Genomic DNA, 14,552 nt, shown 5'->3' with positions numbered 1-14,552 from the left:
CTTCAGACAGGCGCGCAGATAGGCCATCGCATCAATGTGCGATGGGACTCAGTGTTGAACAGGAATCAGACGCGAGGCGGTCGCCATACCCCTGAAGGGGTTTGTACGGGCAGGAAATCGCTGGAGAAGGAAGGTACAACAGGGCTGAACAAGGTAACAGGAGGCTTGATGATCGAGACTTGCAGCATGCCGCCGGTTTTGCATTCCTGACCCGGCTTGCAGGGTTTACCGTGCTCGGTGGGGCTTTTCATGTCGTGGCAACAGTCTTGCCCCATATCATCCATCGTCGCCATGCCCATGGTCTTCATTGGGCACGGTTCTGTCGGTGCCTGAACGCCCGCCATCCCGCTGAGGGGAAGCGCCAGGCTAATCATGAAGATGAGGAAAAACCGCAGGTAGCGTTTCATGGGCCGGAGTGTAGTCGTTGAAAATGGCTCTTACAATTCGACGCGTGCCATAAGCGGAATGCCGAAAGGCCTAACTCAGGCGATAACACCGAACCTGAATTAAGCCAGCATTACCGGCACAAAATAGAAGCTTCTGTTGAGCTGATTCCAGCTCTGTCAACGCTCCAGGTCGAACCTATGCGGCACTCAAGCCGATCCAGCCATGGACGCCCACATAGAGTCCGACACCGATGATCAGCACACTGGAAAGGTACGGTGCGCGACGAGCCACGGTACCCAGCCACGGCCAGCGGTTGGAGGCTTGTTTGGCACCAATGGCCGCAGCCACACCCACAGCGACCAGGGTGAGCGCCAAACCGATGCTGAAGCACAGAACGAGCATGCCCCCCAGCGCGACCTCTTTAACCTGAAGGCAGAGCAGCAGAACGGTAATGGCGGCAGGGCAAGGGATCAAACCGCCCGTCAAACCGAACATGACGACCTGGCCCGTGGTGACTTCCCGGTTGGTGAAGCGCTTGCGAATATCATTGGCATGCGCTCGTTCGTGCGCATCCTGATAACCGTCAATCGACAACTCCAGGCCTTCCAGCTCGGAATGCGCATGCCCGTGATCATGCTCCTGGTAATCCAGGTCGTAATCATGGGAATGGCCCGCATGCCCAAGACTCAGGCGCGCACTGAATTCATGAGGCTCAGGAATGTCGACGGTCGACTCCAGGAAGCCTTCACGCTCGACAAATGAGAACGCTTGGGTGCTGCCGTCTGGACGGGTAGTCATCAGGCGAACGTCTGAAGCGGGCCAGGCATGTCCGCTCAACGCTTTCAGGCGCCAGTGGGGGGGCATGCCTTCTTCAAAGATCGACAGTTCGATGCGGCCATGGCCAGTGTCGATTCGATGGGTTTCATCGTGATGACCATGGTCATGCTCGCCGTGGTGGTGATCATCCTCTTGCTCGAACTTGAACATCTGCTCGCCGCGCCAGGTACGCCAGAGCATCCAGAGTGCAATCAGAATGATCAGTGCGGAGGATGCGAGCTGGAAGTAAGGTTCAGTGGTTTGAGCGTCAAGGCCTTTGCCCAGGTACATGCCGCCGATGGCAATCAACCACACCACCGCTGTGTGCGAGAGCGTTGCGGCCAGGCCCAGCAGCACCGCCTGTTTCACCGATCCGCGAATGGCGATGATGAACGCCGCCATCATGGTCTTTGAATGGCCGGGCTCCAGCCCGTGCAACGCGCCCAGCAGTATCGCGCTGGGGAAATACAGCCACGCGTGGGAGCCGCCCTGTTGAAGCAGTTCTGCAAAATTTGGCATGAGAGGACCTATTTCGAATAGCGACGGATGGCTTCGAGCAACTCTTCGACGCCTTTGGCGCGTTCTTCATCGCTCAGCTCAGGGTTGGCGACATGTGCGTGAGCGTGAGCTTCGATAATTTCATCCATCAGGCCGTTCATTGCCCCGCGTGTCGCCGCGACAAGATGCAGCGTTTTAGCGCAGTCGGCATCTGACTCCAACGCTCGTTCTATCGCCTGAACCTGCCCGGCGATACGCCGAACACGCTTCAACAGGTCGTCTTTTTGCCCATGAACATGCGACATACCATACCCCCCCTACCTATAATGGTGCGCATGTTCACCCAGATTCAAGGCACTCGCAAGCCAATCATTCGATCTTGGGAAGGAGGGTGTGAGTCGGAGCATCCAAAAACCGCCGAACCTTTGCGCAAAGCGCCAGGACGAATAATGTAAAAACGTCGTCTATAAACCGATGCTAGTCTTGGTAGATACGTCGGTAGGGTCGACGTTGTTTGCGACTCCGCTGGAGTGGCCCATCTGCAATGGGGGATTGAGTCAGCACACGTCGTGGTGGCCGGGGGGATTCGCCGGTACTGTACCGGCAGGGTAGGGCATATGAATCGCTCCCAAACTATTCACCCGATCTGGCTTCGGCTAACCCACTGGATCAACGTCATCGCGGTGCTCATCCTGGTGATGAGCGGCTGGCGTATCTATAACGCCTCGCCGATTTTTTCCTTCCAGATTCCTGCCGGTATCACCCTGGGTGGTTGGTTGGCGGGGGCACTGCTTTGGCACTTTGCGGCGATGTGGATACTGTTCATCAACGGCATTGTTTACCTTCTGTTCAATATCTTCTCCGGCCGCATCGTCTACAAATTTTTCCCCATCCGTCCCAGCGAGGTCTTTCATGATTTCCTGGCGGCCCTCAGAGGCAAGCTCGCCCATGCGGACTTGCGGCACTACAACACCCTGCAAAAGCTCGCCTACCTGTTTGTCGTGTTCGATCTCATTGTGCTCGTACTGTCGGGACTGGTGATCTGGAAGTCAGTGCAGTTTCCTTTGCTGAGGGAGTTGATGGGTGGTTATGACTCAGCGCGCATCGTGCATTTTGTCTGCATGGCCCTGCTGGTCGCTTTTACCGTGGTGCATCTGGTGATGGTGGCCCTCGTGCCACGTACCCTGATTGCCATGCTGCGTGGGCACTGACTCATGAATAGAAAAATTGGAAAGGACGGGATAGCCGACCCCGCCATCATTAAATCGGTGGCGCAGGAACTTGATCTACCCGCACGCAGACAGTTTCTTCGCCATGCCTGGACACTGGGGGGGATTGCCTTGCTGACGGGCTGTCGCCTGGATGACAGTGACTCCGTGGAGTCCATGTTGAAAATGGTCTCGAGCTTCAACGATAAGGTGCAGGCGGCACTATTCGATCCGAGCAGGCTGGCACCGACCTACCCCGAGTCGATGATGACACGCCCGTTTCCCTTTAACGCCTACTACGAGCGCAACAGCATTCCGAACATCGACGGTGCCGGTTTCAAACTCGCGGTTGGCGGTCTGGTCCAGGATAAACACAGCTGGACCCTTGCCGAGTTGAACCAGTTACCGCAGACCAGTCAGGTCACGCGGCTGATTTGCGTGGAGGGCTGGAGCGCCATCGGCAAGTGGGGTGGGGTGACTTTTTCGACCTTTCTGCAGCGTGTGGGGGCCGATACCAGTGCCAGATATGTGGGGCTCAAATGCGCTGATGACTATTACACCAGCATCGATATGCCCACGGCGCTTCACGCGCAGACGCTGCTCACCCTGAGCTATGACGATCAGGTATTGCCGCCGGAATACGGTTACCCCCTGCGACTGCGTATGCCAACCAAGCTGGGTTTCAAGAACCCCAAACATGTTGTGGAGATATTTGTTAGCAATGATTACCCCGGTGGCTATTGGGAGGATCAGGGTTACAACTGGTTCAGTGGCAGTTGAGCGATTGGTTGTCCTGAAAAACGGCGCGTTGCGGCTGTCGTTAACGCGAATTACACAGGAAGAGTGACATGAAAAAGCTGATTGTTACGGCGGTTGCGGCCGTTGTTTTGGGTGTGGCCGCTGCTCCACTGTTTGCGGCTGAAACAGGCACGAGTGATATGTACAAGGAGCAGATGGACAAGGGCACGATGAAAAAGGATGAAATGAAAAGCGATACCATGAAGAACAAACACCACTACAAGACCAAGGGCGACCAGACGAAGAGTGGCGCCATGGGTAAAGGTGATTCCATGAAAAAAGACAGCATGGATAAAGGTGGTGCCATGAAGAACGACGGCATGGAAAAAAAGGACGATATGGGCAATGACACAATGAAGAAATATTAAGACGCCCGGTCGCTTCAGGCTGTGGATCGCGCGTGCTCCTGCCTTGGACATTCCAGGACCATTAGCACCTGCTGATTGACGGACGCTCCAGAAAAGTCGTCTGCCAATAACCGGAGGGCTCAAGGTATGAGTGCGACAGCCTTCACCGACAGTCACAGACTTCCAGTGCATTTCAGTGCGACGATCCGGGTTCTGGCAGGGTGTTTTTAGCGGTTACGCCAGGACAATGCGTTCAAGTCTGGCGTTCAGTGCGGCGAACGCCGCTTCGGTGCTGGCCTTGTGGTTGGTGATGAGTACGTCGATGCGTTCTGGCGGGCAGAAGGCGACGCGGCTCTCCACGCCGATCTTGCTGTAATCGGCGAGGATGACCAAGCGCTCGGCATTGTCAGCCATGGCGCGGGCGACTTCGGCTTCGCGGTGGTCGTAGTTGCTGGCACCGCGCAGGGCGTCGATGCCGACGGGTGACAACAGCGCGAAATCAGCCCGATAGCGGCCAATTTCCGCCACTGTGGTGCCACCCACCGTAGCCGGAGCACGGTCGTCGAGCGAACCGCCCAGTACGATCACCTCGTTGTGCTGGCCGCCCGGCGCAGCGGGATTGCGCAATTGCAGGGCCACGTTGAACGAGTTGGTGATCACGGTTAGCCCGCCCAGCTTGGCCAGTTCTTCGGCGAGTATGACGGTGGTGGTGCCCGCGTCGATAAATACAGTCTGTCCGTGCGACAGCAGGCTGACGGCCGCGTGCGCGAGGTCACGCTTGAATTTGACGTTGATGTTCGCCCGCTCGGCGATGGGCGCTTCGTCCTCGACGCGGATGGCGCCGCCATGAATCCGCTTCAACTCTCCCAGTTCTTCCAGGGCGACGAGATCGCGCCGCACGGTCTCGCGTGAAACATTCAGCTCCGTGACGATGCGGTCGGTGGTGACGCGCTGCAAGGTCGATAGCAGTGCGCGGATCCGCTGGTAACGCTCTTCTTGCCACATGCCGAGTGTCCTGCTGTTTGAGTCGTTGTCCGAGCACGCATTGTGGAGGGGCCTCGGTCACTGTCAAGTTAGACCCGGCCCGTCAGCAATGGTCGGGGGGGAGTCTGCACATCATGAAATTGTAATATTGTGGCATTATTGTTTTTTTGTGTATTTGAAGATAGCCTCATCGTCGGACGGTTTCTTCACCTCGTCCAAATTTCGAAACACGCTTTCGCCATCGCCTCGGTTGTAACCTCTCGTCTAGAAGTAGGAGCTATACCATGCAGCGTCGCCAGTTTCTGAACACCCTCGCTACCGTTTCCATCGTCAGTCCGCTGTTGTTGTCATCCCGTCTAACGCAAGCCGCTACGCCCCCGGCCACGCCGAGTGCGCTGGACCCGGCGCGCTGGTCGCCGCTCAACCAACAGCGTCTGCAGGCGGTGATCGACCAGCACGGCGTCAAGAGCGCGTCCTATCGTCCCGACCAACGCCCGTACGCGGTGTTCGACTGGGACAACACCTGCATCATGAACGACTGTGAAGAAGCGCTGCTGGTCTACCAGATCAATCATCTACAGTACAAGCTGACGCCTGATGAGTTCGCCGCCGTGGTGCGCCAGGACGTGCCGAATGGCGCGTTCATGAAGGACTACACCACCGTGGACGGCCAGCCGGTCAAGATGGAAGACATCGCCAGCGATGTGGAAGCGGATTACCGCTGGCTGCACGCCAACTACAAGGGACTCGCCGGCGACAAGAGCCTGGAAGAGATCCAGACCAGCGAGCAGTACAAGGATTTTCTCGCCAAGCTCTACTTCATGTACGACGCGATCTGCGACAGCTACCCGGTGGAGATCGGCTACAAGTGGATTCTGTACTTCTACAAGAACATGACCACGGCTGAATTGCAGGCGATGGCCGAGGCGTCCAACAACTACGCGATCGGCGACGCGTTGCGCAAGGTCAAGTACGAGAGTTCACGCACCTTGCCGGGTAAGGCAGGGGTGGTGGCGGACACGCACTTCCATGGCATCCGTATCCATGAGGAGATCCGCGGTCTGATGCACACGTTGCGCGCCAACGGTATCGACGTCTATGTCAGCACCGCTTCGATCGACGACGTGGTCCGCGTGTTCGCTGGCAATCCCCATTATGGATACGACGTGCCGCCCGAGAACGTGATCGGCCTGCGCATGGCCATGGAAGACGGCAAGTACACCACTCGTTATCAGCCGGACTGGCACTTCAACTACGGGCCGGGCAAGACCGTCGGCATCAAGAACGTGCTGGTTAAACAAAAGGGCTATGGCCCGGTGCTGGTGGCGGGCGACAGCGATGGCGATGCCTGGATGCTGCGCGACTTCAACGATACGGCGGTGGGGGTGATCGTCAATCGCATGAAGAAAGGCGAGATCGGCGCCGACAGCCAGCAGGCCGCTACCCAGTTGGGCAAGTCGGACGCCCGCTTCATCCTGCAGGGGCGCAATGAGCACACTGGCCTGATGATCCCGGACGAAAAATCCCTTAAATACGGTAAAGACGAGCTTAAGCTGCTGGCTTGATGGCACTGGCTCGCGGGTGGTTGGCTGCCATCCGCGCGCCGCAGAGCGTTTTTCAGGCAACCTTTGTCTGAGTCTCTGGCAGATCACAGGGCGCATGGGCCAGCAAACGCTCAATGGCTCCGGTCAGCAGGCTCTCCAGCAATCCGTCCCGTTCCCGATCATCCAGCCGGTGTAGTGTCAGCCAGCTGGGTGCGCTGTTGAGCATGCTGGCAATGGCGTGCCCGGCAGCCCGTAACCCTTGCTCGCTGAATCGGGGTGTGGGGCAGAGGAACATCAGCAACTGCCGTTCGTAGCGCTCCTGCAACTGCCGCACACGTGCTTGCTGATCCTCATTCAGGCAACCGCTGTCACGTTCCACCAGACGAAAATGCCAGGGCATTTCCCGATGCAGGTTCAGGTGTGTGTGGATGACGTTTTGCAGGCTGTCGCGCAGGTCTCGCGGTTGTCGTTCGATACGTCCGAGGGTTGCCAGCAGCTCCTCGTAAAACTCTTCGATCAGGTCGAGCAACAAGTGCTGCTTGCTCGGGTAGTGGTGATACAGCGAGCCTGGGGCAAGCCCCAGGCAAGTTGCCAGCTCACGCATACCGACCTGGCCAAACCCCTTGCTGGCGAACAGCTCCAGGGCCTTGTCCCGGCTCTCGGCGAAGCGTGAGCAACGCTCAGTCATAGGCATGGAAGCCACGTCCAGTCTTGCGCCCCAGATAACCGGCCGCGACCATTTCCTTGAGCAGCGGAGCAGGGCGGTACTTGCTGTCGTTGAAGCCGTCGTAGAACGCCTCCATGATCGCCAACAAGGTATCCAGGCCAATCAGGTCGGCCAGCGCCAATGGGCCTATTGGCTGGTTGCAGCCCAGACGCATGCCCGCATCGATGTCTTCGGCGTTGGCCAGGCCTTCCTGAAACACCAGGATCGCTTCATTGATCATCGGCACCAGAATCCGGTTCACCACAAAGCCCGGACGGTTGCCTGCGGTGATCGCGGTCTTGCCCAGGCGTTGCGCCAACTCCAGGGCCAGGGTGTGAGTCGCGTCGCTGGTTTGCAGGCCGCGAATGACTTCGATCAAGCCCATCACCGGCACCGGGTTGAAGAAGTGCAGGCCGATGAAACGCGCCGGCGAACTGACGCTGGCGGCAAGCTCGGTGATGGACAGCGATGAGGTGTTGGAGGCAATGACGCAGTCGGCGCTGACCTGGGCGGCGATCTGCTGCAACACCCGTAGTTTCAGTTCGAGGTTTTCGGTCGCGGCCTCGATCACCAGCTGCACGTTGTGCAGGGTGCTGTAGTCGGTGCTGGTGCGGATCTTGTCCAACGCTGCGTGCTTTTGCTCCTCGGTCAGCGACGCCTTGGCGACCTGTCGATCGAGGTTCTTGCCCACGGTCGCCAGAGCCTTTTGCAAGGCGCTTTCGGATATGTCCAGCAAGGTTACGTTGAAGCCGGCCAGTGCACAGGTTTGCGCAATGCCGTTGCCCATGGTGCCGGCGCCGATGACGCCAATGTTCTGTAGATTCATCTTCATGTCCTTCCCGTCAAACCCGCTCGAACAACACGGCGATGCCTTGGCCGCCGCCAATGCACATGGTCGCCAGGGCATAACGGCCCTGAGTGCGGTGCAGTTCGTGAATGGCTTTGGTGGCGATAATCGCGCCGGTGGCACCTACCGGATGGCCCAGCGAGATGCCCGAACCGTTGGGGTTGACTTTCTCCGGATCGAAGCCCAGTTCTTGCGCTACCGCACAGGCCTGGGCCGCAAAGGCTTCGTTGGATTCGATGACATCCAGGTCGGCAACGGTCAGCCCGGCGCGTTTGAGCACCAGGCGGGTGGCAGGAATCGGCCCCAGGCCCATCATTGAAGGTTCAACGCCGGCGTGGGCATAACCCACCAGCCGGGCCATCGGCTTGAGGCCTTGTTCCTGAACGAGTTGCCCGGTGGCCATGATCAGTGCGCCGGCACCATCATTGAGGCCAGACGCGTTGCCGGCGGTGACGCTGCCGTCTTTTTTGAACGCGGGTTTCATGCCGCTCAATTGTTCGAAACTGACCTCTGCCCGTACATGCTCATCCGTCGCAAACGAAACCGTCCCTTTGCGGCTCGCCACTTCGATCGGCACGATCTGCCCGGCAAAACGCCCTTCGGCAATCGCCCGAGCGGCGCGTTGTTGGCTGGTCAGCGCCAATTCATCCTGAGCATGACGAGAGATGCCATAGTGCTCGGCGATGTTTTCTGCGGTAATGCCCATGTGGAAGCCGGCAAACGGGTCCTGCAGCACGCCGAGCATGTAGTCGATGCCCTGAATGTCACCCATTCGTGCACCCCAGCGCGCCTGTGGCAACAAGTAGGCACCACGGCTCATGGACTCGACACCACCGGCCAGCACGGCAGATGCATCCCCGAGCATCAGACTTTGTGCAGCACTGACAATCGCCTGCAAGCCCGAACCGCAGAGACGGTTGACGTTGAAGGCCGGGGTCTCTTTCGGCAGGCCGGCATTCATCGCCACGGCCCGTGAAATGTAGGCGTCGCGCGCCTCCGTCGGGATCACATGCCCCATCACCGCGTGACCGATGTGTTCGGGCGCCAGGCCTGATCGTTCAATCGCTGCGCGGCACACGTCGGTTGCCAACTGGATAGGCGGCACATCCTTGAGTGAACCGCCAAAACTGCCGATGGCAGAACGGACCGCGCTCACAACAAAAATATCGGAAGGGTTCATGTGGTTTTCCTGAAAGAGGTCTTTTTTGTTGGGCACGAGTCTAGAATCAGCAGCGCCGCTGGCCTATGCCAGAACTGTTCAACGGTGATGGCGTTTTTTGCCATGTTCAGATGTGACGAGAGAGGCGTTCAAATGCGGGAAACGGATTCGGTGGCTGTCTACTTCATGTATCCGATGATTCATGCCCTGCGTGAGAACCCGCAGCGTCTGCGGGCAGTACTTGAGCAGGTGGGAATTGATCCGCAACTGATGGATAAGCCTACGGCACGGGTGCCGGCCACGGCCTTTGCCGCGTTGTGGCTGGTGCAGATTCGTGAGTTGGGCGACGAGTTTTTCCAGCTGGATTCCCACGGCATGCCACCGGGCAGTTTCGCCTTGATCTGTCGGGCATTGATTCAGGAACCGACGCTGGAAAAAGCCATGCGTCAGTGTCTGGCCAATTTCGCGCTGTTCCTGCGTGACTTTCGCGGCACGTTGACGGTGCGTGGCAAGCGAGCAGTGATCAGCTTGCAGACTCGGGCGCAAAACAGCGACGTCGCACATTTCGGTGAAGAGACATTTCTGGTGTTGATGATCAGTCTGCTGTGCTGGCTGGGCGGGCGGCGCATTCCCATCGATCGTGCGGACTTTCGTCATGAGCGTTTGTCGCTCAGTGATGATGCATTGCTCTGGGGCGCCAATCTGACCTTTGGCGCCGAGCGCACCGAGATCGAATTCGACAGTCGTTATCTGCAATTGCCGGTGGTTCAGGACCTCGTTTCACTCAAGGCATTTTTGCGCAGTGCGCCGCAGTGGCTGGTGATTCGTTTCCGTAACCAGCATGGCCTCGCATCGCAGGTCCATCAGCGTTTGCGCAACAGCCATTACAGCCAATGGCCGACCCTGGAGGCTTTTGCAATCGAACAGCACCTGAGCCCCAGCACCGTTCGCCGAAAGCTGGAGCGTGAAGGCTGTTCATTCCAGGAGATCAAGGACGAAGTGCGTCGCGGTGTTGCCTTTGAGCAACTGCGCCAGACCCAGTCGAGCATCACCGCGATTGCCGAGCAGATCGGTTTTCAGGAGCCCAGTGCGTTCCATCGGGCGTTCAAGAAATGGACCGGTGAGAGTCCGGGGCGTTACCGGGCGAGGTTTCAGGGCAAGTGCCTCGATACCTGATCGGTACTTCAAAAAAACGCCACTCAGGGAGTGGCGTTTTTACTGGCGCATGATGGGGCGACAGCACCGGATAGAACGGAATCACTCACTGATCCGTTTCGCAATTGACCATCCATGACACTCCGAAACGGTCAACCAGCATGCCGAAGCGTGCGGCCCAGAACGTCGCCTCCAGTGGCATTTGAATGGAACCCTGATCTGCCAGCGCGGTGAAAACTCGCTCGGCTTCAGCGATGCTGGTGACATTCAGCGAGACGGAGCAACCGCTGATACCATGGTAGGGCCGATCAGGCGTTGTGTCGGACCCCATGAGCGCCTGATCGCCGACAACCAGCCGGGTATGGATAATTCGGTCATGGCAACTCGCCGGGATGTGATCGCGAGCCGGCGACTCGCCGAAGGTCATCATGATTTCAAGGCTGCCTTGCAGGCATTGCGCGTAGAACGTGAAGGCTTCTTTGCAATCGCCGTTGAAGATCAGGTAGGGATTGATTTTCATGGTCAGCTCCAGAGACGCAGAGGGAGGGGGCACTATTGGTTCCAGCGTGCCCGCGTGGGTAAAACCATGCGAAAGAGATTCAGCTATTGAGTCGCAGGGTGCTAATTATGGCTGACAGATGTCGTTTTTTTAGATGATTTTGTTTGCAGCGGGCGAGCGTTATAGCCGGCGGACGAGAGGTGCGCAGAGGGGGGCAAGGCCGGCAAGAGCGGGCAGTTCTTCGATCAATACCAAGGGGCAACTCGCCCCCTGGTATTGAGGCCTCGCTACATCAAGTTGCTTTGCGACAACCCCAGCAAGCCGGTCAGCGTATTGATGATGGTTTGTTGCCGGGCGCGGTTTACCTGGTGTTCGGCTTCTGCGGCGGCGACATCGGCGGCGCAGTGTGGACAGGTCACTTCGTGTGCATGGATGTACTGCAAGCAGCCACGACACAGGGCCAGTTGCGGAGGAATACGGCCTTCGTCAGGCGATTTCTGGCCCTGGTTCGCCCAGGCCAGTTTGATCACCTGGCCGCTGTCGCTGACGCTGTTGACCTTCTCGCCGGTATCGATGCGTTCGGTAATCAGGTCAAAACGTCCGACAGCGAAGGACGTCTGTGCTGCGTCCTCGAGTTTGACAATTCGCTCGCGCAGTCCCTTTTTTTGCAGGTCCAGAGCACGGTAATGACAGTAGGGGTTGTTGCCGGGTTTGCCGAGCAAGGAGTGCGAAGTCCAGGTGCAGCCACCACGGCAGACATCGTTGTAGTAGCAGCTTCGGCAGTAGCCCCAGAGGTCGTCGACGCCGCGCAGGCGGCCAAAGTGCATGCCTTCACTGTAGTGCCAGATATCGTGCAGGCTCATGGTGCGGACGTTGCCGCCCGAAAAGCCCACCGTTGCCAATGAAGGGCAGCCTTTGACGGTGCCATCGGCTTCAAGTGCCAGCACGGTTTGCCCGGCGGCGCAGCCGCTCCAATGCACGCGCTCGTCGCCGAAACCACGCCACATGTGCTCATAAGGGCCGTAATAACCAATATTGTTGCCCACGTTCATCAGCAGGCCGCGATCGACACCCTCGCGGTAGAGACGCGCCAGCAACGGCATCACTTCAAGCAGTTGGTAGGGCTGCAACAGCAGCTCCGGGTGATCGACGGCATTGCCCATGGCGACCGTCAGCTGGATCTGCCAATGGGTGGCACCGAGTCCGATGATCAAGTCCATCAGTTCGGGCAAATCGGGCAGGGTGGCTGCACCGATTTGGGTGTTGACGCTGACCGCAAGCCCCGACTGTTTGGCGCGGCGCAGGGTATCTACAGCCTTGTCGAACGAGCCCGGAACATTGCGCACAGCGTCATGCAACGGAGCCAGCCCATCCAGCGAAACACCTACGCCATTGAGCCCGGCATCCACCGCTGCCTGCATTTTTGCGGGTGTCAGGTTGCGTCCACCGGTTTGTATCGCGCAATACATGCCGTGGTTGTGGATGGCCTGGATCAGTTGAGTCCAATCCTTGCGCAGGTAGGCTTCACCGCCGATCAAAGTGATCTCGCGGGTGCCGAGTGCCGCAAGGGAATCGATGACATCCAGGCATTCTTTGGTGTTCAGTTCATCGGGGCGTCGATGGCCAGCGCGTGAGCCGCAATGCAGGCATTTGAGATCGCAGGCCAGGGTGATTTCCCAGACCACATGGACCGGCACGTAGCGTTTGAGGTCGGTTTCACTGAGGTAGCGGGCAGGGCGATTGTCTGACATGGGAAATCCTTGCGCACAGACACGTACGCGGCACGAATCCATCGAAGTGTTCGCGCCTTCCTTAGCGTCGATGGCGCGAGCGGATTTACCTCTGGGGTTGAAAGATCCCGGGCTCGGCTACGGGTGGTTTGGCCAAGCCCGGGCATTGCCGGTTAGCGTGCTTCCAGTCGGGCGATTTCTGCGTGCAACTGCTCCAGTGCGCTGCGCAAGGCGCCGCTGTTGGCCAGTTGCTGTTCGCCCTGGCTCACCACGGTTTTCAGCTGCACCAGGTCACCGGTGGCTTGCGCTTGCTGTACCGCGACGGCGTAGAGCGGGTGCGCATGTGACGGCTGCTCGACCTGTTGACGATGAGCGGGCGCCTGACTGACGGCCGCGTGTCTCACAGTCGTCCAGTGGTCCTGATCGAAGTACTTGTAGTCGGCAAAACCGCTGGCCCAATCGGCACCTAGAATGCCCCGTAGATCGAAGGTCTGGGCGATATTGCTGTTAGGGCCGCTTGGGCTGCCATCCAGGCTGAGGAGGATGTGGCTTTCCGCCTCGGGGATCAGTTTGGCCTCGGAGTAACTACCCCATACCCGCGCACGGAAGTTGAGGGGTGGGTAGGTGCTTTGAAAAATGCTCGCCACACCGCTGACTTTCTTGTTGACGGTATCCACCAGCAGATCCAGGGTTAAAACCGGTGCGCCGAGTAGTGAGCTGGAAACGTTGAGGCGTGTGTGAAAAAGTCCGATTGACATGGTGCAACTCCCTTAGTTGTATTCAGGACAAGCCAGGCACGTTCAGTTGCCGGTCAGCGGCGTTCCAGCCTGCTGATTTCACCCTTGGCCGCCTCAAGCGCACTTTGCAGCTGTGGTTGCTGGTCCAGTTGTTGTTTGGCAAGGCTCGCCAGATTTTTCATCTGGGCCAGGTCACCGCTGGCAATGGCACTCTGAATCGGCGCGGCGTACAGCGGCATGATCGGCGGATACGGCAGGATTACCGGGCCCGGTTCCAATGGCAGTGAATAGGCCTTGGAAGGCACCGACTCGACGAGGTGGGCGGGCGCATTGACCTGGACCCAGCGCTGACCGTTGAAGTACTCGTAGTTGGCGACGCCTGCTTTCCAGTCGCTACCGACCACTAGCTGCAGCTTGAAATTCACGATGGAGTTCGAGCCTGGGCCACCTTGGTTGCCTTGAACGGTGATCAGGATTTTGCTGACGCCGGGTTTCATCACCGTCATGTAGGTGTACTCACCCCAGACATCGGAATGCACATCCAGCGGCGGGTTAGTTGCCTGAGTGATGGCGGCAGTACCGCTTACCGTTTGCTCAGGTGTAAACACCAGCAGATTGAGCGCCAGGTTTTGTGCGCCCGGTGCCGAAGTTCCAATTTGATAGCAGAGTGGGAATAAACCGACAGATTGCTGAGAAGAACCAGACATAATTATTGCCTCCATTGCAATAGGGGAGCGGAAACAGCGGTTAGTGCTGTTCCAGGCGTGCGACTTCCTTAGCCAACTGCTCGTAAGCGCTATTTAGCTCTTTGTTTTCTGGCGTGGATGCATCGCGTTGTTTCAATAGCGTCTTCATTTGCGGCAGGTTACCTGCCTTGATCGCGCTTTGGATGGCCACCCCGTAGGGGGGCATGCTATGGCGAGTTGAACTGCTCATAACGATTCCTTCCGTGGTTTGCGAATACTGCTGTCATCAGCAGCTTTTGCAGTTAAGCAGGCGTTGATAAATATGCAATGGGCAATGGGCTAGTACGGCTGATAAATTTTTAATAGTGTTCTATTAATAGCGATGCGTTTGAGTATTGGCTGTTTGATATCAGGATTGGCGATGAGAAAAAGTGTATTTGGTTCTTTTCTG

Annotated in this window: 17 protein-coding genes; 5 read left to right on the top strand and 12 right to left on the bottom strand. The window is 58.0% G+C overall.

All coding sequences use genetic code 11. From position 1 onward, the window contains the following. Positions 1 to 65: 65 nt before the first annotated feature. The 3 genes from AC1RPZ_RS13860 to AC1RPZ_RS13850 form a co-directional block, all read right to left on the bottom strand. The gene (locus AC1RPZ_RS13860) at positions 66 to 407 is read right to left on the bottom strand and encodes a hypothetical protein (RefSeq protein ID WP_493137604.1); all 342 of its coding nucleotides are present in this window, start codon (positions 405 to 407) and stop codon (positions 66 to 68) included. Between the two features lie 175 nt (positions 408 to 582). Then, positions 583 to 1,722, bottom strand: a complete 1,140-nt coding sequence (locus tag AC1RPZ_RS13855; protein ID WP_493137603.1) for a nickel/cobalt efflux protein RcnA — start codon at positions 1,720 to 1,722, stop codon at positions 583 to 585. Between the two features lie 8 nt (positions 1,723 to 1,730). Beyond that, positions 1,731 to 2,006 (bottom strand): metal/formaldehyde-sensitive transcriptional repressor, encoded by a 276-nt coding sequence (locus tag AC1RPZ_RS13850; RefSeq protein WP_461981654.1) that lies wholly within the window; start codon positions 2,004 to 2,006, stop codon positions 1,731 to 1,733. Positions 2,007 to 2,318: 312 nt separating this feature from the next. Between AC1RPZ_RS13850 and AC1RPZ_RS13845 the strand changes: the two genes are divergently transcribed. The 3 genes from AC1RPZ_RS13845 (at position 2,319) to AC1RPZ_RS13835 (ending at position 4,075) form a co-directional block, all read left to right on the top strand. Beyond that, a complete protein-coding gene (locus AC1RPZ_RS13845) occupies positions 2,319 to 2,912 on the top strand; it encodes a cytochrome b/b6 domain-containing protein (RefSeq protein ID WP_493137602.1) in 594 nt (197 codons plus the stop codon). Between the two features lie 3 nt (positions 2,913 to 2,915). Continuing rightward, entirely contained in the window at positions 2,916 to 3,689 is a 774-nt protein-coding gene (locus tag AC1RPZ_RS13840; RefSeq protein ID WP_493137601.1) for a molybdopterin-dependent oxidoreductase, read from the top strand. 68 nt (positions 3,690 to 3,757) lie between these two features. Further along, a complete protein-coding gene (locus tag AC1RPZ_RS13835) occupies positions 3,758 to 4,075 on the top strand; it encodes a hypothetical protein (RefSeq protein WP_493137600.1) in 318 nt (105 codons plus the stop codon). A gap of 213 nt (positions 4,076 to 4,288) precedes the next feature. Here the strand turns inward: AC1RPZ_RS13835 and AC1RPZ_RS13830 are convergent, their stop codons facing one another. Then, positions 4,289 to 5,059: a DeoR/GlpR family DNA-binding transcription regulator gene (locus AC1RPZ_RS13830; protein ID WP_493137599.1), complete on the bottom strand. Its 771-nt coding sequence runs from the start codon at positions 5,057 to 5,059 to the stop codon at positions 4,289 to 4,291. Between the two features lie 263 nt (positions 5,060 to 5,322). Here AC1RPZ_RS13830 and AC1RPZ_RS13825 point away from each other — a divergent pair, with 263 nt between their 5' ends. Beyond that, positions 5,323 to 6,603 (top strand): haloacid dehalogenase-like hydrolase, encoded by a 1,281-nt coding sequence (locus AC1RPZ_RS13825; RefSeq protein ID WP_493137598.1) that lies wholly within the window; start codon positions 5,323 to 5,325, stop codon positions 6,601 to 6,603. A gap of 52 nt (positions 6,604 to 6,655) precedes the next feature. Here the strand turns inward: AC1RPZ_RS13825 and AC1RPZ_RS13820 are convergent, their stop codons facing one another. From AC1RPZ_RS13820 to AC1RPZ_RS13810, 3 genes are read right to left on the bottom strand one after another with little or no spacing between them, the layout of a single operon-like run. Then, positions 6,656 to 7,276, bottom strand: a complete 621-nt coding sequence (locus AC1RPZ_RS13820) for a TetR/AcrR family transcriptional regulator (protein ID WP_493137597.1) — start codon at positions 7,274 to 7,276, stop codon at positions 6,656 to 6,658. Beyond that, entirely contained in the window at positions 7,263 to 8,114 is an 852-nt protein-coding gene (locus tag AC1RPZ_RS13815) for a 3-hydroxybutyryl-CoA dehydrogenase (RefSeq protein WP_493137596.1), read from the bottom strand. The genes AC1RPZ_RS13820 and AC1RPZ_RS13815 overlap by 14 nt, the downstream gene beginning before the upstream one ends. A gap of 16 nt (positions 8,115 to 8,130) precedes the next feature. Continuing rightward, a complete protein-coding gene (locus AC1RPZ_RS13810) occupies positions 8,131 to 9,315 on the bottom strand; it encodes an acetyl-CoA C-acyltransferase family protein (RefSeq protein ID WP_493137595.1) in 1,185 nt (394 codons plus the stop codon). A gap of 132 nt (positions 9,316 to 9,447) precedes the next feature. Between AC1RPZ_RS13810 and AC1RPZ_RS13805 the strand changes: the two genes are divergently transcribed. Further along, positions 9,448 to 10,470: an AraC family transcriptional regulator gene (locus tag AC1RPZ_RS13805; RefSeq protein WP_493137594.1), complete on the top strand. Its 1,023-nt coding sequence runs from the start codon at positions 9,448 to 9,450 to the stop codon at positions 10,468 to 10,470. 85 nt (positions 10,471 to 10,555) lie between these two features. Here the strand turns inward: AC1RPZ_RS13805 and AC1RPZ_RS13800 are convergent, their stop codons facing one another. From AC1RPZ_RS13800 to AC1RPZ_RS13780, 5 genes are all read right to left on the bottom strand, one after another. Then, positions 10,556 to 10,969: a VOC family protein gene (locus AC1RPZ_RS13800; RefSeq protein WP_493137593.1), complete on the bottom strand. Its 414-nt coding sequence runs from the start codon at positions 10,967 to 10,969 to the stop codon at positions 10,556 to 10,558. A gap of 266 nt (positions 10,970 to 11,235) precedes the next feature. Continuing rightward, positions 11,236 to 12,699 (bottom strand): GDL motif peptide-associated radical SAM/SPASM maturase, encoded by a 1,464-nt coding sequence (locus tag AC1RPZ_RS13795; protein WP_493137592.1) that lies wholly within the window; start codon positions 12,697 to 12,699, stop codon positions 11,236 to 11,238. 152 nt (positions 12,700 to 12,851) lie between these two features. Further along, positions 12,852 to 13,436 carry a DUF1842 domain-containing protein gene (locus AC1RPZ_RS13790; RefSeq protein WP_493137591.1) on the bottom strand — a complete coding sequence of 195 codons (585 nt, stop codon included), beginning with the start codon at positions 13,434 to 13,436 and terminating at the stop codon, positions 12,852 to 12,854. A gap of 53 nt (positions 13,437 to 13,489) precedes the next feature. Next, positions 13,490 to 14,122 carry a DUF1842 domain-containing protein gene (locus AC1RPZ_RS13785; RefSeq protein ID WP_493137590.1) on the bottom strand — a complete coding sequence of 211 codons (633 nt, stop codon included), beginning with the start codon at positions 14,120 to 14,122 and terminating at the stop codon, positions 13,490 to 13,492. A 40-nt stretch (positions 14,123 to 14,162) separates the two neighbouring features. Then, complete coding sequence (locus AC1RPZ_RS13780; protein WP_493137589.1) at positions 14,163 to 14,351, bottom strand: DUF1843 domain-containing protein; 189 nt, start codon at positions 14,349 to 14,351, stop codon at positions 14,163 to 14,165. Positions 14,352 to 14,552: the final 201 nt, after the last annotated feature.

The organism is Pseudomonas sp. GW822-FHT02D10, assembly GCF_058802345.1.
The sequence above is the reverse complement of the archived record's forward strand: the minus strand, read 5'-3'. Positions and strand labels throughout refer to the sequence as shown.